The organism is Flavobacterium sp. GSB-24 (assembly GCF_027924665.1).
GTDB lineage: Bacteria > Bacteroidota > Bacteroidia > Flavobacteriales > Flavobacteriaceae > Flavobacterium.
In genome coordinates this window covers 3,485,398-3,509,416 of sequence record NZ_AP027043.1, presented here as the reverse complement: position 1 = coordinate 3,509,416, position 24,019 = coordinate 3,485,398, and the positions used below count along the sequence as shown (strand labels likewise).

Annotated in this window: 26 protein-coding genes; 19 read left to right on the top strand and 7 right to left on the bottom strand. The window is 35.6% G+C overall.

Translation table 11 applies throughout. The annotated features are described in order from the left end of the window. The first annotated feature begins 74 nt into the window (after positions 1-74). Together QMG60_RS15185 and QMG60_RS15180 are read left to right on the top strand one after the other, a co-directional pair. The gene (locus QMG60_RS15185) at positions 75-605 is read left to right on the top strand and encodes an RNA polymerase sigma factor (RefSeq protein WP_109193296.1); all 531 of its coding nucleotides are present in this window, start codon (positions 75-77) and stop codon (positions 603-605) included. After that, entirely contained in the window at positions 605-1,393 is a 789-nt protein-coding gene (locus tag QMG60_RS15180) for an anti-sigma factor (protein WP_281865499.1), read from the top strand. The genes QMG60_RS15185 and QMG60_RS15180 overlap by 1 nt, the downstream gene beginning before the upstream one ends. Before the next feature lie 863 nt (positions 1,394-2,256). Here QMG60_RS15180 and hemA read toward each other — a convergent pair. From hemA to QMG60_RS15155, 5 genes are all read right to left on the bottom strand, one after another. Further along, positions 2,257-3,561 (bottom strand): glutamyl-tRNA reductase, encoded by a 1,305-nt coding sequence (hemA, locus tag QMG60_RS15175; RefSeq protein WP_281865498.1) that lies wholly within the window; start codon positions 3,559-3,561, stop codon positions 2,257-2,259. A gap of 255 nt (positions 3,562-3,816) precedes the next feature. Beyond that, entirely contained in the window at positions 3,817-4,407 is a 591-nt protein-coding gene (locus tag QMG60_RS15170; protein WP_281865497.1) for a hypothetical protein, read from the bottom strand. Positions 4,408-4,427: 20 nt separating this feature from the next. Further along, a complete protein-coding gene (locus QMG60_RS15165; protein ID WP_109193293.1) occupies positions 4,428-4,862 on the bottom strand; it encodes a hypothetical protein in 435 nt (144 codons plus the stop codon). Between the two features lie 130 nt (positions 4,863-4,992). Then, positions 4,993-5,832 carry a DUF5777 family beta-barrel protein gene (locus tag QMG60_RS15160; RefSeq protein ID WP_281865496.1) on the bottom strand — a complete coding sequence of 280 codons (840 nt, stop codon included), beginning with the start codon at positions 5,830-5,832 and terminating at the stop codon, positions 4,993-4,995. A 27-nt stretch (positions 5,833-5,859) separates the two neighbouring features. Further along, complete coding sequence (locus QMG60_RS15155; protein WP_281865495.1) at positions 5,860-6,249, bottom strand: hypothetical protein; 390 nt, start codon at positions 6,247-6,249, stop codon at positions 5,860-5,862. 168 nt (positions 6,250-6,417) lie between these two features. Here QMG60_RS15155 and QMG60_RS15150 point away from each other — a divergent pair, with 168 nt between their 5' ends. The 6 genes from QMG60_RS15150 (at position 6,418) to QMG60_RS15125 (ending at position 10,687) form a co-directional block, all read left to right on the top strand. Further along, entirely contained in the window at positions 6,418-6,786 is a 369-nt protein-coding gene (locus QMG60_RS15150; RefSeq protein ID WP_281865494.1) for a hypothetical protein, read from the top strand. Positions 6,787-6,800: 14 nt separating this feature from the next. After that, the gene (locus QMG60_RS15145; RefSeq protein WP_281865493.1) at positions 6,801-7,340 is read left to right on the top strand and encodes a YceI family protein; all 540 of its coding nucleotides are present in this window, start codon (positions 6,801-6,803) and stop codon (positions 7,338-7,340) included. Between the two features lie 48 nt (positions 7,341-7,388). After that, positions 7,389-7,940: a YceI family protein gene (locus QMG60_RS15140; protein WP_281865492.1), complete on the top strand. Its 552-nt coding sequence runs from the start codon at positions 7,389-7,391 to the stop codon at positions 7,938-7,940. Positions 7,941-7,988: 48 nt separating this feature from the next. After that, complete coding sequence (locus QMG60_RS15135) at positions 7,989-8,879, top strand: AraC family transcriptional regulator (protein WP_281865491.1); 891 nt, start codon at positions 7,989-7,991, stop codon at positions 8,877-8,879. Positions 8,880-8,970: 91 nt separating this feature from the next. After that, positions 8,971-9,984: a ferrochelatase gene (hemH, locus tag QMG60_RS15130; protein ID WP_281865490.1), complete on the top strand. Its 1,014-nt coding sequence runs from the start codon at positions 8,971-8,973 to the stop codon at positions 9,982-9,984. Positions 9,985-10,132: 148 nt separating this feature from the next. Next, on the top strand, positions 10,133-10,687 hold the full coding sequence (locus QMG60_RS15125) for a fasciclin domain-containing protein (protein ID WP_109193286.1): 555 nt from the start codon (positions 10,133-10,135) through the stop codon (positions 10,685-10,687). A 504-nt stretch (positions 10,688-11,191) separates the two neighbouring features. Here QMG60_RS15125 and QMG60_RS15120 read toward each other — a convergent pair. Then, positions 11,192-11,479, bottom strand: a complete 288-nt coding sequence (locus QMG60_RS15120) for a recombinase family protein (RefSeq protein WP_281867938.1) — start codon at positions 11,477-11,479, stop codon at positions 11,192-11,194. Positions 11,480-11,862: 383 nt separating this feature from the next. Between QMG60_RS15120 and QMG60_RS15115 the strand changes: the two genes are divergently transcribed. Continuing rightward, the gene (locus tag QMG60_RS15115) at positions 11,863-12,612 is read left to right on the top strand and encodes a hypothetical protein (RefSeq protein ID WP_281865489.1); all 750 of its coding nucleotides are present in this window, start codon (positions 11,863-11,865) and stop codon (positions 12,610-12,612) included. A 1,344-nt stretch (positions 12,613-13,956) separates the two neighbouring features. Beyond that, a complete protein-coding gene (locus QMG60_RS15110) occupies positions 13,957-14,355 on the top strand; it encodes a hypothetical protein (RefSeq protein WP_281865488.1) in 399 nt (132 codons plus the stop codon). A 340-nt stretch (positions 14,356-14,695) separates the two neighbouring features. On the opposite strand, the gene QMG60_RS15105 is transcribed toward QMG60_RS15110, so the two are convergent. Further along, positions 14,696-15,709: a hypothetical protein gene (locus QMG60_RS15105; RefSeq protein ID WP_281865487.1), complete on the bottom strand. Its 1,014-nt coding sequence runs from the start codon at positions 15,707-15,709 to the stop codon at positions 14,696-14,698. Positions 15,710-16,228: 519 nt separating this feature from the next. Here QMG60_RS15105 and QMG60_RS15100 point away from each other — a divergent pair. The 9 genes from QMG60_RS15100 to QMG60_RS15060 all read left to right on the top strand — a co-directional run bounded on the left by QMG60_RS15100 (position 16,229) and on the right by QMG60_RS15060 (position 24,006). Beyond that, positions 16,229-17,047, top strand: a complete 819-nt coding sequence (locus tag QMG60_RS15100; RefSeq protein WP_281865486.1) for an alpha/beta hydrolase — start codon at positions 16,229-16,231, stop codon at positions 17,045-17,047. 75 nt (positions 17,048-17,122) lie between these two features. Next, positions 17,123-17,440, top strand: coding sequence for a phosphoribosylpyrophosphate synthetase (locus tag QMG60_RS15095; protein WP_281865485.1), 318 nt, complete (start codon positions 17,123-17,125; stop codon positions 17,438-17,440). Positions 17,441-17,472: 32 nt separating this feature from the next. After that, complete coding sequence (locus QMG60_RS15090) at positions 17,473-18,105, top strand: hydrolase (protein ID WP_281865484.1); 633 nt, start codon at positions 17,473-17,475, stop codon at positions 18,103-18,105. Positions 18,106-18,203: 98 nt separating this feature from the next. Beyond that, positions 18,204-19,589: an alginate export family protein gene (locus QMG60_RS15085; RefSeq protein WP_281865483.1), complete on the top strand. Its 1,386-nt coding sequence runs from the start codon at positions 18,204-18,206 to the stop codon at positions 19,587-19,589. A 206-nt stretch (positions 19,590-19,795) separates the two neighbouring features. Beyond that, a complete protein-coding gene (locus QMG60_RS15080) occupies positions 19,796-20,524 on the top strand; it encodes a M17 family peptidase N-terminal domain-containing protein (protein ID WP_281865482.1) in 729 nt (242 codons plus the stop codon). 8 nt (positions 20,525-20,532) lie between these two features. Then, a complete protein-coding gene (locus QMG60_RS15075; protein ID WP_281865481.1) occupies positions 20,533-22,419 on the top strand; it encodes an amidohydrolase in 1,887 nt (628 codons plus the stop codon). Positions 22,420-22,430: 11 nt separating this feature from the next. Then, positions 22,431-22,859, top strand: coding sequence for a DoxX family protein (locus tag QMG60_RS15070; protein WP_057118088.1), 429 nt, complete (start codon positions 22,431-22,433; stop codon positions 22,857-22,859). 1 nt (position 22,860) lies between these two features. After that, the gene (locus tag QMG60_RS15065) at positions 22,861-23,334 is read left to right on the top strand and encodes a DNA starvation/stationary phase protection protein (RefSeq protein ID WP_281865480.1); all 474 of its coding nucleotides are present in this window, start codon (positions 22,861-22,863) and stop codon (positions 23,332-23,334) included. A 6-nt stretch (positions 23,335-23,340) separates the two neighbouring features. Next, positions 23,341-24,006: a YoaK family protein gene (locus tag QMG60_RS15060; protein WP_281865479.1), complete on the top strand. Its 666-nt coding sequence runs from the start codon at positions 23,341-23,343 to the stop codon at positions 24,004-24,006. Positions 24,007-24,019: the final 13 nt, after the last annotated feature.

The following is a 24,019-nucleotide window of genomic DNA, read 5'->3' as shown; positions in this document are numbered from 1 at the left end:
AAAATAAATTACCTTTATCCGGCATTACCACTTTCTAAGAAATCAAAATTTATTTAAGCTTTAAATCCAATCCTATGAGCCAAGAAGAATTATTGGTATTAATCCGCAAAAAAGATGAAAGGGCTTTCACCCATCTCTACGATATGTACTCAAAAAGCTTGTTTTCGGTCATAAATGTTCTGGTAAAAAACCGCGAAGAAGCCGAAGATGTCCTGCAGGAAGTCTTTGTAAAAATCTGGAAAAACATCGATAGCTACAGCGAAAGCAAGGGCCGGTTCTACACTTGGATCCTTAATATTGCAAGGAATACATCTATTGACAAGCTGCGATCCAAAAATTTCAACAACACCCAAAAAAACCTTTCTTCGGATAATTTCGTAAATCTGTTAGATGACAGTAATAAATTAGCTAATAAACTAGATGCAATTGGCATTCAGGAATTCGTAAAAAAACTGAAACCAAAATGCATCGAGATTATTGATCTGCTATTCTTTAAAGGATATACCCAGCAGGAAGCTTCAGAAGAATTAGCTATACCTTTGGGAACTGTAAAGACACAAAACAGGAACTGTATCAATGACTTAAGGAATTATTTAAAGATATAATGGAAGCGAATCAATATATTGAGTCAGGCATTTTAGAAATGTACGTTTACGGCCTGCTGACAGAAAAAGAGAACCTGGAAATTGCCGAACTGGCCAGAAAAAACCCTGAGGTTGAAAGTGAAATCATTGCTATAGAAAAAGCTGTTTCGGCCTTATCATCTAGCTTCTCACCTTTCCACTCGGCTGCCAATTTCGAGAAAATAAAAGCGCGTTTAGAGCTTAAACATACTAAAGTTGTCGATATAAAACCAGCATCAAACCTGCCGCAATACTTCGGCTGGGCGGCTGCAGTATTATTATTGCTAGGTTTTGGATATCAGACTTTAGAATTGACAAAATCCAAACAGGCAGTCTCTGAGGCTGGAGGCAAAAAAAATAAAATTGAAAGAGAATATGCTATTTTAGACCAGCAGAATAAACAGACTGAGAAAAATCTGAGCATTGTGAGAGACATTAAAAATACAAGCGTTACTCTGGGCGGACAATCAGTATCTCCGGCATCATTTGCAAAAGTATACTGGAACAAAGAAACAAAAACGACTTATATCGACGCGGCAGGTCTGCCAAACCCTCCAAAAGGAATGGTTTACCAGGTTTGGTCTTTAAAACTAAGTCCGGTGCTTACACCGACAAGTATTGGTCTGCTGGATAATTTTGAAGAAAACTCTCAAAAAATCTTCGCTGTAAGCCAAACCGATTCAGCTGAAGCTTTTGGGATCACGCTGGAACCTGCAGGGGGAAGCCGTACACCTACAATGGAGCAGCTTTATACTTTAGGAAAAGTCTAATTCCATAAAAAGTCCTAACTAAAAAGCGCATATTGATACTAATCAATATGCGCTTTTTGGGATTCGATCTGCACTCTGGCGGAACTTTAACCAAACCCCTTAGCCATAGTAAAAAAATCTAAAATCATCGTCAAATTTTGACTTGAATAGTTTCTCTGTTAATAGTTTAAATTTGTGCAGCCAAAGTAGAATTTTAAAGCATCCTTTCAATAATTAGATACTTTCGACTTATACTTTATTTAATTAAAAAGTTTAAGCTTAACGTTTTTTAGCGTTTAACCCTCGAGGATGTTTATAAACTGTTTTTGACCAACAATTTCAAATAGTAATCTTCCAAATTCACTTGAAAAATAAGATAAATTGAAACTTAGCGTAAGTTAAAAGTTAACAGGATTCGAACGCCAAAAATGGAATAGACCCCATACTTCTTTTTTTAAAATTTCTAGTAATTGAAATAATGAAAACCCATTAAATCGTTAACTATTTATCATTTATTGAATTTTCCACTCTCACTCTCTGATTATCAATTATTGCTCAGCTGAGGCAGAAAATTAGTTTACTCCTCAAGCGTTTGGTACGCCGGCCCGCCTTTTTTATAACATGGATCAATGACGTGAGGCAATTTATAGTAAAAAAGCTGATTATAAAATTAATTAATAATCATGTAATTATCACCAAATTAATTAGTCTAACTTTACCAAATGAGGAATTGATTACTCCCATGCAGAATTAAGTAAACATTTTTTGGAAGATTATGTTTATGGACAAGCCCGTCGCAGCGTGCACCGCAGCTGACGGGTTCTATTTTTGCATGGCTTGTTTCAGTACTCTGGTAAGCTTTGAAACTGAAACTGATTAAGCATTTATGACAGATTGATTTTGTATTTTTCTTCTATTGGTGAAGAAGCCTTATTCGGTGCAAGCTGTCCTATCTGAAATACTTTTTCAATGAATTCAATGCTTTGATCCACTGAAGTGTTTTCATTTTTTAAATGGCTGGCAAAATGGTTTGTTAATTTTTGAATAATTCTTGAACTGATTAAATCCATCTGTGCATCATCAAAATGGGTTGTTTTCCTTTTTTGAAAAGCAAATTCTGCTGATACAATATCATTTAGCTTGGATTTTAAGGCATGAATAGTCGGAGCACATTTTCGGCCGTTCACCCAGGTATTCAGTTCTAATTTCAGATCATCAATAATGGCTTCCGCAGCAGGAATATGCTGTTTTCTTTTTTCCAGCGTGTCATCCGTAATTTGAGACAGATCATCCAGATGTATTAAAGTTACACCGGGGATTTCTTCTACATTGGCATCTACATTGCGCGGGATGGATAAATCCAGAATCAATAAGGGTTTCTGTAAAGCAAGCGATGTTTTGTCAATAGTGGGATTTTGTGCTCCTGTAGCTACAACCAGCACATCGGCCTGCTGCAGTTCCTGTTTTAAATCAGCATAATCTTTTACAATAACATTCAGCTTGCCAGCCAGTAATTCGGCTTTGTTTTTTGTTCTGTTTATAAGGACAATATGGCTGTTTTTAGTATGTTTTACTAAGTTTTCGCACGTATTTCTTCCTATTTTCCCCGTTCCGAATAACAAAATATTTTTATTCCCAATATCCGCCACATTTCGGATAATATACTGCACTGATGCAAAAGAAACGGATGTTGCACCAGAAGAAATTTTAGTCTCTGTTTTAACTTTTTTGCTCGCTTGAATAACCATATTTACTAAACGGTCCAGAAAAGTATTTACCAAACCTTCCCGTTTACTATGATTAAAAGCGATTTTAATTTGGCTGATGATTTCAAAATCGCCCAGAATCTGACTGTCTAAACCTGTTCCTACCCGGAACATATGGCTGACAGCTTCTTCATTCTTATATATATAAGCAGCCTGCTGAAATTCTTCTACAGAACCATTGCTGTTTTCGCAAAGCAATTTGATGAGTTCATAAGGATGATGGGCAAATCCATAAATTTCAGTTCTGTTACAAGTAGAAGTAACAATCAATGATTCTATACCTTCTGCTTTGGCTTGCATCAATAAATCAGATTGTGCTTTAGCATCTAAACTAAATTTTCCTCTTATAACTGCATCTGCTTTCTTATAGCTTAACCCTAATGCGTAAAAAGTGGTAGATCTGGACATATTAAAATTTTCCATATTTATGCTTTCCTTAAAAAGTTCAAAAAATTATTACTAAGTAATTTATATAACAAGGCTATAAGAACTTACTATATCGCTTTACAATACATCGATTCAAATTGGCGATTTTATATAATTTCCTGCCATTATACATGATATTAGACTTTCAAAATATTTATATACTGATTCTAAAATATTGTTAAGAGTCCCGCACTTCAAATAGTATTGAAATATAAAACGCTGCCTTTTTCAGGCAGCGTTTTGAGAAGAAATTTATTTTTGAACTATAGGAGTTCTCAATGATTCCAAAACAGCAACAATATCCGTATAAAGCTCTGTATTTGAAGCAACTCCATTTGCATTAGCGGCTGCCCCTACATAACCTTCGAATTTTGTATAATCTGCACTGCTTGATTTTGTTCCCATACGAGGATTTTTCGCAGGATCATGCGCTGCAACCATATTCAAACCAGAATATGTATTTACAGCATTGGTACCTCCGGTATTAAATGAAAAGAAATCAGTCAGATTATCTGATAATTTAGCAATATTAGTAGACTGGGTAGTTCCGGTTTCTGCCAATAAAGGTGCAAAATGTGCCTGCAGATTACCTGCCGCATTGGATTGGATATCAGCAACAATTAATCCAATAGTTGAATTTACGACTTTACGGAAACTCAAACGACCCTGCTCGATCATCTGCCCTGAATTATCCGGATCGGAAACCATTTTAGTTCCGCCTAATCGTTCGTAGATAGAAGCCTTAACCGGTGCTGGGGTTTCGTCGTCATTACTGCTGCAGGAAATCATAGCTGCCGATGCAGCAATTAGTACACTAAGTGTAAGTTTTGAATAAACTTTCATAAATTTAAAGTATTAAAGGGTTAATTAAAAAAACGATTTATCTTTTGAGACAGTTTATAGCTCAAACTATTTTGATTCATTGGGCAGACTTCTTTGTCTGCTAAATTTGCCGGTAAAATATAGCGCTGCGCATCGTAACGTCCTTTAGCCATCAGCTCGTTGAAAACTTTCTCCGAGTTTGTAATTTTATTATTGTGGAAATACACCACAACATTTCTTTTAACGATGATAGAGTCTGATGTCAGGCCTTTTATGCTTCTAAGGTCGGCACAAATTTTTCTGGCCTGCAGAGAATCAATATCTGATTTAAAATCGATTCTGCTTACTTGGAGATTTGGGGTGTCATAAACGGGCGGTTTGGCCGTTATAATGTGAAAAAGCAAAATCGCGGCAAACAGTACAAATATGCCGCTCAGAATTAAAAGTCCTTTTTTAATTATTTTATTAGTCTTCATAATTTTTTTATGGTTTTAAAATTATCTACGTGTACTTTAGAGCTGCGGTTTTAGAAATAATAGAAAATCGATTAATTTAGAATCATTTTAAATACAGAAATTACCTAATAATTTAATTATAAAGTAGATACTAAAAAACCCTGGCAAGATTAAATCCAAAAAATATATCTCCTTTTGTCCAGTCGCCAGTGGTTCTTCCTAGATATCCAGCCTCATCAATTGCCTGTGAACTGGTAAAATGCATCTGGAAAACATGTCCGCCGGTTTCCAGATCAAAACCAATAGACAGCGGATTTTTATAAAGTGAATTTGGCGCTCTGTTTAAATGCGCCGCATAATCCATATTTAAGGACCAGCGCTTAGCGAATTTATATCTTCCTCCAAATCCTATGGCATATTGGGAATTGCTTTGGTCTACATCATCAACAAAGTTTTGATGAAAGAATGACGGCACAATTTCTAAAGACAGCTTTTCAGAAAATTTTCTGGAAATCAGCAGCTGCGCAACATAAGTCAGCCTGTCTTTAAATTGAAGTTTCGGATACAGACTTTCTTTTAATGTGTTATTAATAGATAAACTATTAAAACCAGCAATAGTAACAGGAAAGCCGTCTTTTATTTGAGGAAACAGCATATATTTTGTTGCAAAGTCATAAGCAAATTCACTTCTGGCGGCACTTACGTTGAGTCCATTTGTTAGACCGTAAATAAATTTAATCTGCGTATTGGCATTATCCAGTCCATAGAAACCTTCAAAGCCATCTTTAATAGAGCCGAATCGGTGTGCAACAACAAAATACAAATCGCCTTTTGCTGCCAATTTTGTAGATTCGAGATTAACGATTTTTAAGGCTTTGAATGCAGAGGTCACTTTTTCTTTTGCAGAAGGAGTTTCTACCCCGGACAATAAATCGGTTTGGGAGAAGGTTAACAGCGGAAATAAAAAAAATAATAGGATAAAGTTTTTCATGAGGTTAGTTTTAAATTGTTATTTGTATTAGTGTACAACTGAAGATTGGTCTATTTTAAATTCCTGAAGCAGTTCGTCATATCCTAAAAAACGCCCTTTAATTTTTAGGTTTTTCCCGGATATAATATTTTGCGGCAAACGGTCTTTGAATGTCACAAATACTTTTTCGCCCATAACAATACCATTGCCGGCTTTATCGATACTGGTTACCCGTGCAGATAGTTCAATTGTTTTGTCCTGATATTTGATGTAAGCCAGAGAGTCGTTTGAGGTAAACTCTCTCTCCAGTCCGCTGACCGTTACAGCATAATCGGCAGTTTCCGATTCTATATCCCTATGTCCTTTGTAGAGGTAGAGGTACGTTGAAATTCCGATTATTGTAAAAAGTGAAATTGTAATTAGTATTTTTTTTCTCATAACTGGTTTTTAGCATTTGGTTTTATCTACGTTAAAAAATGCCTGTTGGATTTAAACCATTAAATATGCCTCCTTCGAAATCTGGATTATTCATTTCATCGTATATGATTTTGAAATGCCTGGTAATTCTTAAAGTCATGCATTTATTTATAACTAAAAACCAATCTTATGAATCTAAAAACCCTTCTGGCCATCTCATCATTAGCTTCAATTTTTGTAAGCTGTGCCAATGACGACCCAAGCACCCTAAGCGACACTGCGCCAATTAATGGTTTGGCAACATACAGGCAAAATGTAAAATCTATTATTGATAATAACTGTGTTGTATGCCATGCAGCAGTTCCTAAAAATGGAGCGCCGATGTCTTTAGTTACTTATGAACAGGTGAAAAATGCAGTTTTAAATAGAGGACTGCTTACACGAGTTTCTTTAGAAAACGGAGATAGTTCCTTAATGCCCCAGGGAGGGCCAAGACTGCCCCAGACAACTATAGAGATTATAAATAAATGGAGTCAGGATGGATTATTAGAACAATAATCCAGAACAAGAACATGAAGAAAATCATAATAATGCCAATGCTATTGGCTTCTTTTATTGTTTTTTCACAGGAAAAAATAGTAACTAAATCTGCAACAATAACTCTGGAAGCTTCAGTACCTTCTTTTCAGCCGGTTGCAGGAACTAACAGCAATGTAACTTTTGTTTTGAATCCCGCAACTGGAGAAGTGGCAAGTCTGGCTTTAATGAAAGGATTCCAGTTTGAAATGGCATTAATGGAAGAACATTTTAATGAAAATTACATGGAAACCGATAAATATCCAAAAGCTATTTTTAGAGGGCAAATAGAAGGATTCGACATTAAAAATCTAACTGAAGATTATAAAGATTACACCATAAAAGGAAAATTAGAAATGCATGGAAAATCCAAGGATATAAGTGCCGATGCAAAAATTACAAGATCGGGTTCCAGAGTCACCTTTATATCTGATTTTGAAGTAAATGCAAGTGATTTTAACATTCCGATTCCAGCGCTTATTAAATATAAACTGGATAATAAAGTCAAAATTCAAATTATTGCAGTTTTAAAATAAGAGCTGCACAAAATAGATAATGATCTAAAAAAAATAAAGGCGAAATAAATGAAAAAAACAATACTTATTGCAATGCTGTGTCTTTGCGCCATTGGCGTATCACAAGAAAAAATGGTCAGTAAATCGGCAAAAGTCATTTTTGAAGCTTCCGTTCCTTCTTTTGAAGAAGTTAAAGCAGTAAATCGGAATGTTACTTTTGTTTTGAATCCAGCAACAGGAGAGATTGCAAGTTTAGCCCTGATGAAAGGTTTCCAGTTTAAGGTTGCCTTAATGGAAGAACACTTCAATGAAAATTATATTGAAAGTGACCAATATCCAAAAGCCGTATTTAAAGGAAAGATAGAAGGATTTGATCTTCAAAGCCTAAGCGCAGATGCTAAGGATTTTATCATTAAAGGCAAATTACAACTTCACGGTAAATCCAGGGATATAAATACTGCTGCAAAGATAAGCAGATCACCATCAGGGGTCAGCATTTCATGTAATTTCAGCGTAAATGCCAGTGATTTTAATATTGAAATCCCAAATTTGGTTAAAAGCAAGCTTTCCAATAAAATAAATATCCAGTTTGCCGCAGTTTTAGAAGCCAATAGACAATAACCAGCTGGAAACTATCTCGAAAAGTCAATAATTTTTTATATCAAAAAAATGGAGGAAGAAATACAAATTGAGGACGGCCTTACCCTTATCCGTTTCCAGAACGACAGCTCAGAATCTTTTTCTGCACAGCACGAAATAGGTGCCGGCCTGATACAGTTTCATTTCGCACTAAAAGGTAATGCATTTTTTTTGTCCAGTCAGGATCATTGCACATTAGAATTGAAAGAGGAAAAATCACTGATTTTGTGCAATCTGCAGCATCAGTCATTGCTTAAGTTAGAACTTTCTCCAAATTCATGGATGATTTCTGTTATTGTTTCGATTAATAAATTTCACTCGTTATTTTCCGTTCAAGCAGATTATATTTCTATTTTAAGCCCCGATAAGAAGAAAAAAAAGTATTATGCCAAAGCGTACATCAGTCCTGCTATGGCTGTTGTTTTGAGCCAGCTGTTTCATTACAGCCTTCATCCTTCCCTAAAGAACCTTTATTATAAAGGAAAAGCATATGAATTATTGAGTCTGTATTTCAATAAAATGGAAGATCCAAACGCAGTGCAATGTCCATTTTTGACTGATGAAGATAACGTGCTGAAAATCAAAAAAGCCAGAGAAATACTTATCGCCAATATGGCCGAACCGCCAGGACTGCAGCAGCTGGCAGATGAAATTGGGCTGAATATGAAAAAATTAAAAACAGGCTTCAAACAAATTTATGGTGATACGGTATACGGTTTTCTGTTTGACTACAAAATGGATTTCGCCTTAAAACTATTGGACAGCGGTTCTTACAATGTAAATGAAGTCGGCCTGAAAATAGGATACAGCACCGGAAGCCACTTTATTGCGGGATTCAAGAAAAAATTTTCCACAACCCCAAAAAGATATCTAATGTCCATTAATACCAATCATAAAAACAGTTTCGCTTTTATAGATTAAGGCATAAATAAAAATATATTTGATTAATTTTAAGAAGCAACAAGTAATGAGTTTGAGGAAAATTAAAACAAAGCTTAAAACAAAAACGATAATGAAAGGCGTATTATTAGTAAATTTGGGATCTCCCGAAAGTCCCGCACCAAAAGATGTAAAACCGTATTTAGATGAATTTCTAATGGATAAATACGTGATCGACGTTCCGTATTTATTGAGAGCATTATTGGTTCGCGGCATTATTTTAAGAAAAAGGCCAGAAGAATCTGCGCACGCTTATGCGAAAATCTGGTGGGAAGAAGGTTCTCCATTAGTTGTTCTTTCAGAAAGAATGCAGAAAAAAGTACAGACTTTAGTAAATGTACCGGTTGAACTTGCAATGCGTTACGGAAGCATGACAATCGAGAAAGGACTCCAGCAATTGCATGATAAAGGCGTTACTGAAGTACTGCTTTTTCCGCTGTATCCGCAATATGCAATGGCTTCGACTTTGACTATTTTGGTAAAGGCCGAAGAAATCCGCAAGAAGAAATTCCCGCACATTACATTTACTGATGTTCCGGCATTTTATAACAAACCGGATTACATCAAGAATTTGGCAGATTCAATTCAAAAACATTTAGTTGGTTTTGAATATGATCATTTGTTGTTTTCTTATCACGGAATTCCAGAGCGTCACATTCGCAAAACCGACGTTACAAAATCACATTGTAAAATTGACGGTTCTTGTTGCAGTGCGCCATCTCCGGCACACGATTTCTGTTATCGTCACCAATGTTACGAAACAACAAGGCAAGTTGTAAAATTATTAGGGCTTCCCGAAGATAAATACAGTCTGACATTTCAATCGCGTTTGGCGGGAGATAAATGGTTAGAGCCTTATACTGATATTGAAATTGACAAAATGCCGGCAAAAGGAATTAAAAATCTGGCTGTTGTAACACCTGCTTTCGTTTCGGATTGTTTAGAAACGCTCGAAGAAATCGCCATGCGCGCCAAAGAAGATTTTGAGAAAAATGGAGGGGAAAATTTCCTGGCTATTCCCTGTTTGAATGACGACCAGAAGTGGTGCCAGACTGTTAGCAGCTGGATTAATGAGTGGGCTGAATAATGCTAAAATAACAATAGGGAATATTGGAGCTTTCATTATTAATATATCAATTCGCCTCTTGTATTCATTTTAATTTATTTTTTTACCTCTTTTAAAACCAAAAAGAATATTAAAGCGTAAATGACTTTATAACTTAAAAAAAGTAATTATGAAAACTAGAAAATTTTTAGCAGCAGCAATCCTGGCATTAGGATTTGGATTGACATCATTTGCACAAAAAACAGTAATGGTTGGTGGAGCAGCTATGTATCCTAATAAAAATATTATAGAAAATGCGGTAAACTCAAAGGATCATACCACCTTGGTAGCAGCAGTAAAAGCAGCAGGATTAGTTGAAACTTTACAAGGTAAAGGCCCATTTACTGTTTTTGCACCAACAAATGAAGCATTTAGTAAATTGCCGGCTGGAACTGTTGAAACATTATTGAAACCTGAGAATATTAAATCATTACAAACTATATTGACATATCATGTAGTGGCCGGTAAAATGAATAGTTCTGATATTGCAAAAGCAATAAAAGCTGGTAAAGGAAAAGCTTCTTTAAAAACAGTTAGCGGCGGAACTCTAACTGCCTGGATGGATGGAAAAGATTTGTACATTAGTGACGAAAGTGGCAATAAAGCTAAAGTTACAATTTCAGATGTAAATCAATCTAATGGTGTCATACATGTAGTGGACGCAGTACTGCTTCCAAAAATGTAGTTTGCTGAAAATAAATTACAATTAAGCCCTGAAATTTCAGGGCTTTTTATATAATTACTATGCGACAAAATAGTAATAGTCAATTGTATTAGAGATTTTGATTACCATTTTATTGCCAGCTCAAAACTTTAAATATAAGGAATTGATATCTTTTTTTTGCAAAAGATTAAGGCTGTCTCTTTTTATTTTTGGTAAAATAATACATAAAACTAAATATATTTTTGCTTCAATCCCCAACAGTACATCTAAACCAAAACTCTAAAGCCAATGAAAGACAAACATTACATGTAGTAAGCCAATTTCTTCAAATCATCCAAAAATGATGTTGTAATTTGTCCCGTTGAGGTCACTACTGGGGACAAAAGAAAAATATCATCTTTTGTCCCTTTTTTTTGTTTTTCAAATCCTTATTAGTCAAATAGATAGACTCTACAATTGAGCTAACTCTAGCGGTTTGTATTTTACTTTCTTGAATTGTAAAATTTTCGGGATAAACTAAACCAATTAGACTGAGCCTCTGACAAAATCCATATCTACATATGCTTGGTTCATTTTAATTAAATTATCAATCCCTACATTTAGAAGCTTTTCTATACTGTGTTTATCTTTAGTTACTAAAAAATTCGTGACATTATAAAACAGTTCCTCAAAAATAAGAGGTTCATGCAGTTTCTTAACAAACCTGCTTTCTTGATCTTTATATTTCGTAACAAATATTTTACCACAGTAAATAAGATTTCGTGTCAAGTCCCATATATTAGCTTTAGTTATTTTAATCCCCCTTCTAGCCATATGGTGTATTTGTTCAGTATTGAAGATTTCCTTAGCAAGAGAGCGGTTAAACAAATCCAAATTGCTGTTGAGGAAAATTATAATTCAAATTAATCTTCTTACTATAATGGTAAATTACGAACAAATGATCCAAAAAAATAGTTATAACGATTATACTCATGTAAAGTTCATTGTTCTACAGATATAGTTCTCATGATCAAACATTAAAGTGGTTATATATATTCACTAAGAGTAAAAAATATTCGACAAGATATATCGCTTTTGACAATTTTTATTGAATTATTATATATTGTTATGCAAAAACAAACACTACTTTAGCCCAAAATTCTTATAGCAGAAAAAACTTAGCATAATCTTAAACCAACCAGAAAATTAACCTTAATATGGAAAATCAAGAAATTTTAATTTTGAAGAGGAAAGTTAAATTCCTTACTATTAATTTGTATGTAATATCACTTTTAATCATTTGCTTTTTTGTGTTTTCGTTTGTTTCCAATAAAAATGAAACATTTAATGAAATCACAGCAAAAAAATTAACAATTGTAGAACCAAATGGACAAACAAGACTGGTATTAGCGAACTCTCAAAATTCACCTGCTAACCTAATGCATGGAAAAACTTACGGTTTAAAAGAAGGAGGAAGACCAGGGCTGATATTCTTTAATGATGAATTAACTGAATGTGGCGGGCTTGTTTTTACAGGAAAAAAAGATATTAAAACTGGAGAATATTTTGCATCTGGACATTTTTCTTTTGACCAATATGACCAAAACCAAGTGCTTTACCTGCAATATTTAGATGATAATGGTTCAAAAAAAACAGGACTTTATGTAGACGACTGGCACAAAGATCCAAATTTTGCAGAATGGAGAAAAGAATATAAAGAAGCAGAAAAAATTCCAAATGATATTGAAAGAAAAAAGAGACTAGAAGAGATTAGGTTTCCTAAAAATTCTGAACCAGCATTTGCAAATAGAGTTTTTATAGGAAAGGATATAAACAAAGATGCTGTACTAAACTTATCAGATACCAAAGGAAATGTTAGGCTGCAAATGAAAGTTGACTCTCTTGGAAATGCACAAATTCTGTTTTTGGACGATAAGGGCAGAATAACTTCCAAATTTCCTCAATAATAAAAATCATATCAACAGTTTAAACATGATAAATGCAGGTTGGGGAGATTTTGTTCGAATCTCTCTTGCTTCGATTATCTCTATTTGGAGTTAAATGGTTTGAAAAAATCACTTCCCAACACAGAATAAACAACTGAATTCCAGATAAAAAAAAACTCCCTTAAAAAAGGGAGTCCTTTGGCGGCCGGCGGCTGCCTGAAAACATATTGGTAATTAACTAAATCATTTGGGACAGAACCTCCAGACGAACACCGCCGGTCCCCTGTTTTTTCTGACTGATTATATAATGTCATTACCAGTATAAGTACAAATTTAAGGCAGTATTTCCAGCTGAAGCTTACAGCTTCTTACGATAATATTACAATATTTTAAGCTCTGTTCTCCAAAGTTGCGACTACCTGCATTTAAAAATAAAAAGGAGTTTACAAGAGGTGATTTAAAAGTTAGTCCGCCAATTTACAGAATGATCTAAATTATAGATATTCCTCGTTTGACCATCTGATTCTTTATAATCATATGCACAACTTCAATTCCACTCAATGCTCGCCTAGCCAGTTCAAAACTTTTAAAACCTAGTCTATTTGTATTCGCCATTTATAAAATGATGGTCCTGTTCGACAATATTGTTGAGATTTACATTTACCGGATTTAATCTTTGAGAATGAACATTTGTTATATCCTTTTATCGAAGGTGTATTAGAACCTCTTTTATCAATGTTTATTACTACTGGACGGCAATTATTACTAATTGCTTTAATTAGAAATGACGCTCATTCTCTGCCTTCTCTTGGTTAATAAGAAATCAACTGTATTGACAGATCTATCAACTTCCCTCTAAGATAACACCGTTTTCCTTTCATCTTAATGTAAGTCTCGTCCATTCAGGGACGCTGAGAATAATTGAATTAAACTGTATTCTTACCTGCCAAAAAAGAAATGTGACAATCATTTAGCAGAAGACCAAAAAGATTTTCAAAAAGGAAAATGACAAAACAGGAAACGATAATCTATCTTACAAACAGCTTTTAGTCAAGTCAGAGTAACACTCGGCACAGATCCGCAAACCTGCCGCCGTTCTAATTAGTCATAATCCTGTAAAATTCCGCCCGTTATTCTGTAATGAAACAGCACAGCTATTTTTTAATTTTATTACACTTAAAAATAGTCATCATGGGTGCTAAATCAAAAACAGCAAAAGGAGATGATTCGCGCATTAATGCTGAGAAATCCTATACCCAGAGCGCTGCTTCGGGACGGGGTAAAAGAAAATAGCCCTTGCAGGAGATAAGCAGTAACAAGTAGCATAGGCAGAGAAAACAAATATAAACTTTAAAGTAGTATATTATGAAAGAAGAAAACAATGAATCTTACGATCAGGAGGAGCGTAAAATTTCCAATTCAGACCCGAAAAGTACAGATCTAAACAGCAATCCTTACGATTCAGAAAATCTCGACAATGAATCGGACAGTGAATCAAAAGATATAACCGAACAAGACATTGAAGAGGATCTTAGAGAAAATGATCCATCTGAAGGTTTTGAAACTGAAATTGACACCCAGAAGAGTGATGAAGCTGAAAGTTCATCCTTTAAAACCATAGAATCAGATCAGGATAATCCCGTTAACAAGGAATTCGAAATAGGCGAAATTGGCAACGAGGAACTTAAAGAAGATGAACTTACCAGAAATGAGACAGGTAGTAGCACACTCCACAATTATAAACCTTCTCAGCGAAAATTTTAATGTACTCAGATTTAACACTTATAAAAAACCGTTATCATTAACGGTTTTTTTTATTCCTTCTTTAATTTAGTGATAATATCCTATCTAACTGCTTCTTAAAACCCTCACTGATGCAAATTAACTGCTTAGTAAAAAAATAAAGTCGATGAATTTCAGATTTGTAAAACATTACAAGTATAAAGCAATTTACTTTTAGTAAAGTAACAAATCCGTTTTAGTACTAATGCCTATCGGTTTCTATTCTGCTCCTTTCAAAAAATAATCTTTGGTTTATTCTTTCGTTCTCTTTAAACAAAAAAATCTTAAGTATTAATTTGCACCTTAAACTTATAGTCAAATACTATTTATTTCTGTATTGCTCCTCCCATAAACGTATAGTACTAATGCGTTCTAGCGAAGCAGTAATTAAAGTCCTGGACTGATAAGGTTCCTGCACATCTTTTACGCTCACTTCACCACTTATCAGCATTGGAATATAAACTCTTGCCTCTGACCATAAGAAATTTTCTTTCATTGCAATGGACTGCAGAATTACCATCTTATCTTTGAGAAGCTGTAATTCTTTGGAGAGATTTTCTTTTCCATATGTGGAATCGAACTGAACAATAAGCTTATTAACATAAGCCTCAGCCGCTTGAACAGCTTCAAAATTTTTATTCAGATAGCTATTGATTTGGTTTAGTTTAGAATAATCCTTTTCAATACTATTGTTTATTGAAATTGCAATGAATTCATTTCTTCTCTGAGCTGCGGTAAATACAGAATCTAGTCTGCTGTTCCAGGAGCGTATCTCATTATGCTCCACTTTCCTGTCATAAAGAATGGTTCTTTCGGTGCGTTCTTTAAGATAATCACCTGGCTGCATATAAAGTTCCCGAGTAGTCCAGTTATTAAACTTATCGTAAGTATACTTTAGCGTATATTCATTTGGCGTTTGATTTTTATAAAATACACGCACTACATCTCCTTGTTGATTTCTGACTAGTTTTTGTACGTTATGGAATCCATATAGCGGCAGACGCATTGCAAAATTCGTACTGAATATCTCGGGGCTTACTACTGATGATTTACTATGTATCTGCAAGATTTTCCCCTTCAAATATTCAAGTCGATATTGCATATCATAACTTGCCCCTAGGAAATAAGACTTTACAAGCAGAAGTTTGTTATCCTCAAACTCAAATTCCCAAGTATGATCCCCCGTTTTTTCAGTAATATGCTTAATATTTCCTTTCAAATTCATGGTTTGTGTATCAAACCTGACTTCCTTTTCCTGTTGAGAATTACAAGACATACATACCGCCAATAAGACAATTGAAAATATTTTTTTTACAATAGGTGTATTAAAACTCATAAGTTAGTTAGTGAAAGTTACTAAACTATTCAATAGTTATTTGACTAAAATAATGCTTTTTAACAAATAGCTGTTTTTATATTTTAAAAATTTTGTTTTAATAAATAAAAGTAGTTCAGAATTGACATTTGAATCTGTATCTAGTAGATTTTTTTTTCTAAACTTCCCTAATTCTCATCACGGCATTAATAAATTTACGATATATCGTAACAAATAATTATCCCGCAGATCTACAAAACCCTTATAAACAACTATATAAATTTAAAGGCATGTTATTTGGCTAATGTCATGCAGCGCTTACCTGTTTGAAGATGCATCACATCAAACAAACAAAATCAGGCGCTGGATAAAAGAGCTAAGAATTAATCTGGATTAAGAAGTACTGGTAGAGTACATCTTCTTAATCTAGGTTAACAGATCAACTTTCTTGTCTGTAATAGATTTGCAGTACCAACAAAGCAATACCACATAATAATAAATAAAATATTCAAACAATTTAATAATCTAAAAATCAAAACCATGAGTACAATTACAGCACAAGACGGAACACAAATTTTCTACAAAGATTGGGGAACAGGACAACCAATCGTTTTTCACCACGGATGGCCATTATCAAGCGATGACTGGGATGCACAAATGATGTTTTTTCTTAAACAAGGTTACAGAGTTATAGCTCATGATCGTCGTGGGCACGGTCGCTCGGGACAAAGCGGAGAAAACAATAATATGGAAACATACGCAGCGGATGTAGCAGCTTTAACGGAAGCTTTAGATTTAAAAGACGCTATTCACGTTGGTCACTCAACAGGAGGCGGAGAAGTAATTCGTTACGCTGCTAAATACGGAAAAGGACGCGTGGCAAAAGCTGTAATTATAAGCGCTGTAACACCAATTATGATTCAAAACGAATCAAATCCAGAAGGAGTTCCATTATCAGTTTTTGACGAAATAAGAGAAGGAACAGGTTTTAACAGAGCACAATACTTTTACGATTTCCCAATTCCATTTTACGGATGGAACCGCGAAGGACAAACTGTTCAGGAAGGCATCAAACACAATTGGTGGCGTCAGGGCATGATGGGTTCTGTTTTTGCTCATTATGAAGGAATTAAAGCATTTTCAGAATCTGATTTTACTGAAGATTTAAAAAGTTTAGATATTCCGGTTTTAGTTTTACACGGAGAAGACGACCAGATCGTTCCTTACGCTCAAGCACCAAGAGCCACAGCGCTTTTGAAAAACGGAAAATTAATTTCATATCCGGGATTTCCTCACGGTATGCCAACCACAGAAGCAAAAACTATCAATAAAGATATTTTAGAATTTATTAAAGCCTGATCTGACGGCTTTTAATTAACTAAACTGCCTGCTACCAGTCCGCTATTGCAGGCGGTTTAAAAATCATCTCCAATTATGAGTAAGTTGCAACAACCTTCTTTTGACACCGTTACAGAAGCTTTACAATGGCTGAACATACAGGGTTTTACAGAAAATTTTAATCTCGACGAAAACTGTATTCGCTATAACAACAACAAACAATCCATGTCACCAGAAGAATTTAAAATCGAATACTTATTCCGTTTTGAAGGAGATACCGATCCCGGAGACGAAGATATTGTATATGGAATCATTTCTGAAATCTACAATGTAAAAGGTGTTTTAACTAGTGCCTTTGGCATTTACGCTGATTCAATTTCCAGCGAAATGATCAAGAAACTTTCCACCCATTAATAGTAAAACCAATAATTTTAAAAATAAATAATATGAAACCATCCGCAAACTTATTATCCCCAGACAATCACGCCTTAGTACTAATTGACTTTGAAGGTCAAATGGCATTTGCAACCCACAATATTCCGTTAAGCGAACTGCGTACCAACGTTGCAATTGTGGCCGGTGCATCAAAAATTTTCAATGTTGATACTGTTGTAACAACAGTTCCCGAAGAAAGCTTTTCAGGACCTGTTTTCCCAGAGCTTGAAGAATTTTATCCTATTGCAACTTCGGGATATATTGACCGTACTTCAATGAATACGTGGGAAGACGAAGCAGCTTACAAAGCGATTACAGGAAAAAATAAAAAGAAATTAGTGCTTGCAGGATTATGGACAGGTGTTTGCATCGTTGGGCCAGCTTTGTCTGCAATTGAAGAAGGTTATGAAGTCTATGTAATTACAGATGCATGCGGTGACGTAAGCGCAGAAGCTCATGAACGCTCGGTACAAAGAATGATTCAAGCAGGTGCAATGCCAATTACATCCATCCAATATTTATTGGAACTACAAAGAGACTGGGCTCGCGAAGGAACTTATGTTCCGGTAACCAATTTGATGAAAAAGTACGGTGGTTCTTACGGTTTAGGAATTCACTATGCGCACAATATGTTAAAGCACTAATTCAAAATTTCAAATTTTAACATGAATGTCAAATTTCAGCTTAAAACTTGAAAATTCGGAAGAAACAAAAACTAAAGAAACCCCTAACCTTCATTATCTTGGAATCAGCAAAATCCAAATTCAAAATCGTCAAGTTATTACTCGTTTTTCTCCTCATAGGAAATTCGGTATCGGCTCAAAATTTTAAGCTTTTGCGCTACGACGAAAATTACGAATCGTTAAAAGATTCTACGCGAAATTTTTACGAGAAGTTGAAATTTATTCCTTTAAATGAAGAGCAGGATTTTTACCTTTCTTTGGGAGGTGAAGCCCGATATGAATATGTTGATTTTGATAATGAAGATTGGGGAAGGTTAAATATTGGTCATAACAATTTTCTTTTACAGCGCTACGATCTGCATGCCGATATTCATTTAGGAAAAACCTTCAGGGTGTTTGCACAATTAAGAAGTGCATTACAAGAAGGAAGAATCAACGGACCAAGAGGAATTGACGAAGATCAGCTCAACGTTCAGAATCTTTTTTTAGATGTGAATGTTTATCAAAAAGAAGATAAAAAAATAACTTTCCGCGCCGGAAGACAAGAATTGGATTACGGTTCCGGAAGGTTGATTTCGGTACGAGAAGGGCCCAATGCAAGATTGTATTTTACAGGAGGAAAAGTACTGTACTCCTCTGCCCGACTTTTTATTGACGCTTTTGCGATGATGGAAGACGAAATTTTCACAGGCGTTTTTGATAATAAAATGAAAAAAGAGCTGAATCTCTGGGGCGCGTATTCTAAGATAATTATTCCGAAAGCAGGAAACCTTGACCTTTATTACCTAGGAATTCGTAGAGATGAAGCCGTTTTTGAAGAAGGAATTGCTCCAGAACGAAGACATACTTTGGGTACAAGATTCTGGAAATACGGCGGCGGTTTTATTTACAATCTGGAAGCGGCTTATCAATTTGGAAAATTTGGTTCTGGAAATATAAATGCCTGGACAGGATCTGTTGATATTGGATATATGTTTGAAAATATCAAATTTAAACCGACCATAAATCTTCGAAATGATTACATATCGGGAGATAATAATCAAGGCGACGGAAATCTTCAGACGTTTAATCCGCTTTTCCCAAAAGGAGGCTATTTCGGATTTAGTCCGCAAGTGGGTCCAGTAAACCTTATCGATATTCATCCCTATGCCACGATGGATTTACTTCCTTCATTAAAGATGCAGGTCGATGTGGTTTTCAATTGGAGATATTCACTCCAAGATGGTGTTTACAGACCAAGCGGAGTGCTCAATCGTCCGGGAAGCATGTCAGACGAGCGCTATATCGGGACGGCTTATTTAGCCAATTTCACTTATAATGTCAACAAATATATATCAGTCGTAAGCGGCATTCAATATTTTAAAACAGGCGCTTTTATCAACGACATCATTCCAAATTCTAAAGACGGAGTTTTTTTTAATGCCCGCCTTGGATTTAAATTTTAAGCAAACTAATAATTTATTAACCACAAAAATTTATTTAAACACATAGATACATAGCTTTTTTAGTCCTGTACAAAAAGGCGTTTCACTTACATTAATGCACATAACTATATGTGAGAAACTAGTTTTTTCTGCATCCTTTTATCTGGCAAAAATAAAATATATGTCTACATGTGCTAAAAAATATTCCACAACTAAATATTTAAACAATGAAAAATACAATCTTAACATACAAGCTTAGAAACATAATGTTTCTATTTATTTTAACAGCAGGCTTGTTTATTAATCAAGCTTTTGCACAAACCGCCGCACTCGGTTCCACTACAACTTGGGGTAAAGTAGACGGAGTTTCGGTAAACGGATTGGTTCAGGGACCATCGTCTGCAGAAGCAGATTTACAGGTTGCCTGCGTTTTTGAATATACAGAAGGTGACATATTTAACCCTCCTGCCCTTCCGGCAAATCTAAACGGAATGGTGCATTTAGATGACGCTTTTAAAGGCTTAATTACAGAATTACGCAAAAGCGGCAAATTTACAGGACATTCACTTGAAACCTTATTAATTACACCGCCAAAAGGAACTTTAGCATCAAAAAAACTTTTGCTTATTGGTTTAGGCGACCGCACAAAATTTATGCCTGATTTGATGATCAGTGTGGGAAGTGTGGCAATGCGCGAGGCTTTGCGTTTAGGTGTAAGTGATTTTTCTTTTGCTTCTGATATTAAAGATGCTGGAATAGATTCTCCAACAGCTTTAGTAGCCGCAAATGTGGTTTTAGGTTCTTTTGAAGCCTATAGAACGCAGACGTATTTAAAACAGAAAAAATTATCAGATCATAAACCTTTAACTAAAATTATCCTGCTTGCAGGCCCAGCTTTTTATAATGTTGCAGGCGAAGGCATTCAAGAAGCAATTGCAAAACTGAACTCTAAATAATTGAAGTTATGAAAGCAGATTTAATTTTATTCAACGGAAAAATACACAGTTTCAATGCAGAAACCCCAAACGTAACGGCTGTAGCCATTAAAGACGGGAAATTTATTGCCGTAGGAAACGACAGCGATATAATGGAATTTGCATCTTCAGCAACCAAAATAATCGATCTTCAAAATAAAAGAGTGGTTCCCGGAATCAATGATTCGCATATTCACTTAATCCGTGGCGGCTTAAATTATAATCTGGAATTACGCTGGGATGGTGTTCCTTCTTTGGCAGATGCACTTCGAATGCTGAAAGAGCAGGTGGACCGCACGCCAAATCCGCAATGGGTTCGTGTTGTGGGTGGATGGTCGGAGTTTCAGTTTGCTGAACGCAGAATGCCGACTTTAGAAGAAATCAATGCGATTGCTCCCGAAACTCCAGTTTTTATCCTGCATTTATATGACAGGGCGATTATGAACAGAGCGGCTTTAAAAGCAGTTGGTTACAATAAAAATACAACAGCACCTCCAGGAGGTTATATAGAAAGAGATGCCAAAGGCGAACCAACAGGATTGATTATTGCAACGCCAAACGCCATGATTTTGTATTCGACTCTGGCAAAAGGGCCGACACTTTCATATGAGCATCAGATTAATTCGACGCGTCATTTTATGAAAGAATTAAACCGTTTCGGAATTACAAGTGTAATTGATGCCGGTGGCGGATTTCAGAATTTTCCTGATGATTATAAAGTGGTAAACGAATTGAATGAAAAGAAACAACTAACGGTAAGAATCGCTTACAATCTTTTCACACAAAAACCAAAACACGAATTTGAAGATTTTTCAGATTGGATTGATACCGTAAAATTGTATCAGGGCGATGATATGTACCGTCATAACGGTGCGGGCGAAATGCTGGTTTTTTCTGCTGCCGACTTCGAAGATTTCTTACAGCCAAGACCTGATTTACCAGAAAATATGGAAGCAGAACTGGAAAAAGTAGTCCGCCTTTTGGTAGAAAACCGCTGGCCTTTTAGACTTCATGCGACTTACAACGAAAGCATAACCAGATTTTTAAATGTCTTCGAAAAAATAAATCAGGACGTGCCTTTCAATGGATTACCGTGGATCTTTGATCACGCCGAAACGATTGACGAAAGAAACATCGAACGTGTAAAAGCGCTTGGCGGCGGAATCGCAGTACAAAGCAGAATGGCTTATCAGGGAGAATATTTTACAGATCGCTACGGCGCAAAGGCAGCCGAAAACACACCTCCAATCAAAAAAATGATTGAGATGGAAGTTCCAGTTGGCAGCGGTTCTGATGCTACTCGTGTGAGCAGCTACAATCCGTGGGTTTCTATGTACTGGATGACGGTTGGAAAAACAGTCGGCGGTCTTCAATTGTACAACGAAACTAGATTAGACCGACAAACCGCTTTGGAATTGTATACCAGAGGAAGCGCTTGGTTTTCTCAGGAGCAAACTAAAAAAGGCGATATCAGAACTGGAATGTTTGCAGATTTGGCAGTTCTGGACCGTGATTATTTTACAATTGAAGACGAAGAAATCAAAAAAATAGAAGCCGATTTAACCATTGTCGATGGAAAAATTGTGTATGCAAATGGCGATTTTTCTTCGTTCTCACCTCCGCATATTCCGATCCTGCCGGACTGGTCGCCAACAAATATTTATAACGGATATCCTTCGAAAAGCAGCTTCCAGAGTACAATCGAGAATAATGCAAAAGCCGATTCAAAACCAGGATTAACGTCTCAGATACACAGCTGCTCCGGAAGTTGTGATGTGCATGCACACAGCCACGATATCGCTAGAATGAGCAATGTTCCCGTTAATAATTATAACGCATTCTGGGGCGCATTGGGCTGTTCCTGCTTTGCATTTTAAATACAAAACAAATGACAGACATTATAAAACAAATCCTTAATTCAGATTTAGGAACTTCATTCAATAACATCGCGTTTTTAATATTCAGAGTCTTATTAGCAATAGAATTATTCAGGGTTCATGGAATGAAGAAATTCAGAGTCGAAAATGGACAAAAAGAGCACGTTCCGAATCCGCTGCATCTGCCGGAAAAACTAAACGGATTGGTTGCAACTTTCTCTGATACTGTTGTACCCTTTTTTATTATGCTCGGCCTAGGAACACGCCTTGCAATTTTACCTACAATTGGCGTAACGGCTGTTGGTTATTTTGTGGTACACCAGAAAGATTCACTAGAAGTGCGTGACATTCCGTACATGTACACTTTATCCTTATTATTAATTCTTGCACTTGGAGCAGGAAAATATTCACTTGATTATTATTTATTAAACCTAATTTAAAATGAAAGCAAACATCGGAATTAAACAAGAAAGAATTAACAATGTCGTAGAAGTATTAATTAAAATCCTTGCAGACGAATTTATACTTTACACTAAAACAAAACGAGCACACTGGAATGTTGAAGGACCAGATTTTTACAATAAACATCTTTTTTTCGAACAACAATACGATGCGATCGACCAAATTGTAGATACGGTTGCGGAAAGAATCAGATCTTTGGGTCATTATACGCCTGCAACTCTAAAAGATTTCTTAGCGCTTACGCATCTTTCAGAAGAGTTACAAGAGAATAATGACAGCAATGGCTTTATTAAAGAATTGCTTATTGATCACGAAAGCATTATTGTTTATCTGCGTGAAAACATTAATTTAATTGCTAACGAATTACAAGACGCGGGAACCAGCGATTTTATTACAGGTCTTGTAGAAAATCACGAAAAAATGGCTTGGATGCTTCGTGCTCATTTAAAATAATAAATTATGGAAATGCAAAAAAATATCTGGTACGTAACCCTGCTTCTCACTATGATAGCAGGGTATTGCGACACTGTAACTTTCGTCGCAGCCGATTCGATTTTCTCGGCACACGTTACGGGCAACTTTATTGTCTTCGCATATCAAATCATTAAAGGTTCTGATGCCCACGCGTGGATCAAATTGCTGACCTTTCCAGTCTTTATCTTTGCCGTAATCGTTGGCGGAAGAATCGCTTTAAAAAGTGTAAACCATTATACTATCTTATTCTGGGAAGGGATCGTACTGGTTTTGTGCGGTATCGCTTCTTATGTTTTTGGTTATTTGCAAATATTTTCAGAATGGGCAATTTATATCGTAGCCATGACAACCGTTTTTGCAATGGGATTACAAAATGCTTTTGGAAAATTATTTGCTAAGGAAACTCATGGCCCTACAACGATGATGACCGGAAATGTAACACAAGCTTCGCTGGATTTAGGAAGCCTTATAAAAAACGGTACAAACGATGCAGATTCGCTGTTAAGTTTTAAAAAGCAACTCGTTACTATTTTAGGATTTCTTACAGGCTGTTTTCTAGGAGCTGTTGCCGGAAAGTTTTTCGGACTGGGAACTTTATTGATACCAGGTCTGGCCATGATTATTTGTTACTGGTACCACCGCAATAACTAGACAAAATTAGATA

Bases quoted from the DNA above. Each gene is read 5' to 3' on its own strand.
- QMG60_RS15185 (WP_109193296.1), top strand. From the start codon at position 75: ATGAGCCAAGAAGAATTATTGGTATTAATCCGCAAAAAAGATGAAAGG.
- QMG60_RS15180 (WP_281865499.1), top strand. From the start codon at position 605: ATGGAAGCGAATCAATATATTGAGTCAGGCATTTTAGAAATGTACGTT.
- hemA (WP_281865498.1), bottom strand. From the start codon at position 3,561: ATGGAAAATTTTAATATGTCCAGATCTACCACTTTTTACGCATTAGGG.
- QMG60_RS15170 (WP_281865497.1), bottom strand. From the start codon at position 4,407: ATGAAAGTTTATTCAAAACTTACACTTAGTGTACTAATTGCTGCATCG.
- QMG60_RS15165 (WP_109193293.1), bottom strand. From the start codon at position 4,862: ATGAAGACTAATAAAATAATTAAAAAAGGACTTTTAATTCTGAGCGGC.
- QMG60_RS15160 (WP_281865496.1), bottom strand. From the start codon at position 5,832: ATGAAAAACTTTATCCTATTATTTTTTTTATTTCCGCTGTTAACCTTC.
- QMG60_RS15155 (WP_281865495.1), bottom strand. From the start codon at position 6,249: ATGAGAAAAAAAATACTAATTACAATTTCACTTTTTACAATAATCGGA.
- QMG60_RS15150 (WP_281865494.1), top strand. From the start codon at position 6,418: ATGAATCTAAAAACCCTTCTGGCCATCTCATCATTAGCTTCAATTTTT.
- QMG60_RS15145 (WP_281865493.1), top strand. From the start codon at position 6,801: ATGAAGAAAATCATAATAATGCCAATGCTATTGGCTTCTTTTATTGTT.
- QMG60_RS15140 (WP_281865492.1), top strand. From the start codon at position 7,389: ATGAAAAAAACAATACTTATTGCAATGCTGTGTCTTTGCGCCATTGGC.
- QMG60_RS15135 (WP_281865491.1), top strand. From the start codon at position 7,989: ATGGAGGAAGAAATACAAATTGAGGACGGCCTTACCCTTATCCGTTTC.
- hemH (WP_281865490.1), top strand. From the start codon at position 8,971: ATGAAAGGCGTATTATTAGTAAATTTGGGATCTCCCGAAAGTCCCGCA.
- QMG60_RS15125 (WP_109193286.1), top strand. From the start codon at position 10,133: ATGAAAACTAGAAAATTTTTAGCAGCAGCAATCCTGGCATTAGGATTT.
- QMG60_RS15120 (WP_281867938.1), bottom strand. From the start codon at position 11,479: ATGGCTAGAAGGGGGATTAAAATAACTAAAGCTAATATATGGGACTTG.
- QMG60_RS15115 (WP_281865489.1), top strand. From the start codon at position 11,863: ATGGAAAATCAAGAAATTTTAATTTTGAAGAGGAAAGTTAAATTCCTT.
- QMG60_RS15110 (WP_281865488.1), top strand. From the start codon at position 13,957: ATGAAAGAAGAAAACAATGAATCTTACGATCAGGAGGAGCGTAAAATT.
- QMG60_RS15105 (WP_281865487.1), bottom strand. From the start codon at position 15,709: ATGAGTTTTAATACACCTATTGTAAAAAAAATATTTTCAATTGTCTTA.
- QMG60_RS15100 (WP_281865486.1), top strand. From the start codon at position 16,229: ATGAGTACAATTACAGCACAAGACGGAACACAAATTTTCTACAAAGAT.
- QMG60_RS15095 (WP_281865485.1), top strand. From the start codon at position 17,123: ATGAGTAAGTTGCAACAACCTTCTTTTGACACCGTTACAGAAGCTTTA.
- QMG60_RS15090 (WP_281865484.1), top strand. From the start codon at position 17,473: ATGAAACCATCCGCAAACTTATTATCCCCAGACAATCACGCCTTAGTA.
- QMG60_RS15080 (WP_281865482.1), top strand. From the start codon at position 19,796: ATGAAAAATACAATCTTAACATACAAGCTTAGAAACATAATGTTTCTA.
- QMG60_RS15075 (WP_281865481.1), top strand. From the start codon at position 20,533: ATGAAAGCAGATTTAATTTTATTCAACGGAAAAATACACAGTTTCAAT.
- QMG60_RS15070 (WP_057118088.1), top strand. From the start codon at position 22,431: ATGACAGACATTATAAAACAAATCCTTAATTCAGATTTAGGAACTTCA.
- QMG60_RS15065 (WP_281865480.1), top strand. From the start codon at position 22,861: ATGAAAGCAAACATCGGAATTAAACAAGAAAGAATTAACAATGTCGTA.
- QMG60_RS15060 (WP_281865479.1), top strand. From the start codon at position 23,341: ATGGAAATGCAAAAAAATATCTGGTACGTAACCCTGCTTCTCACTATG.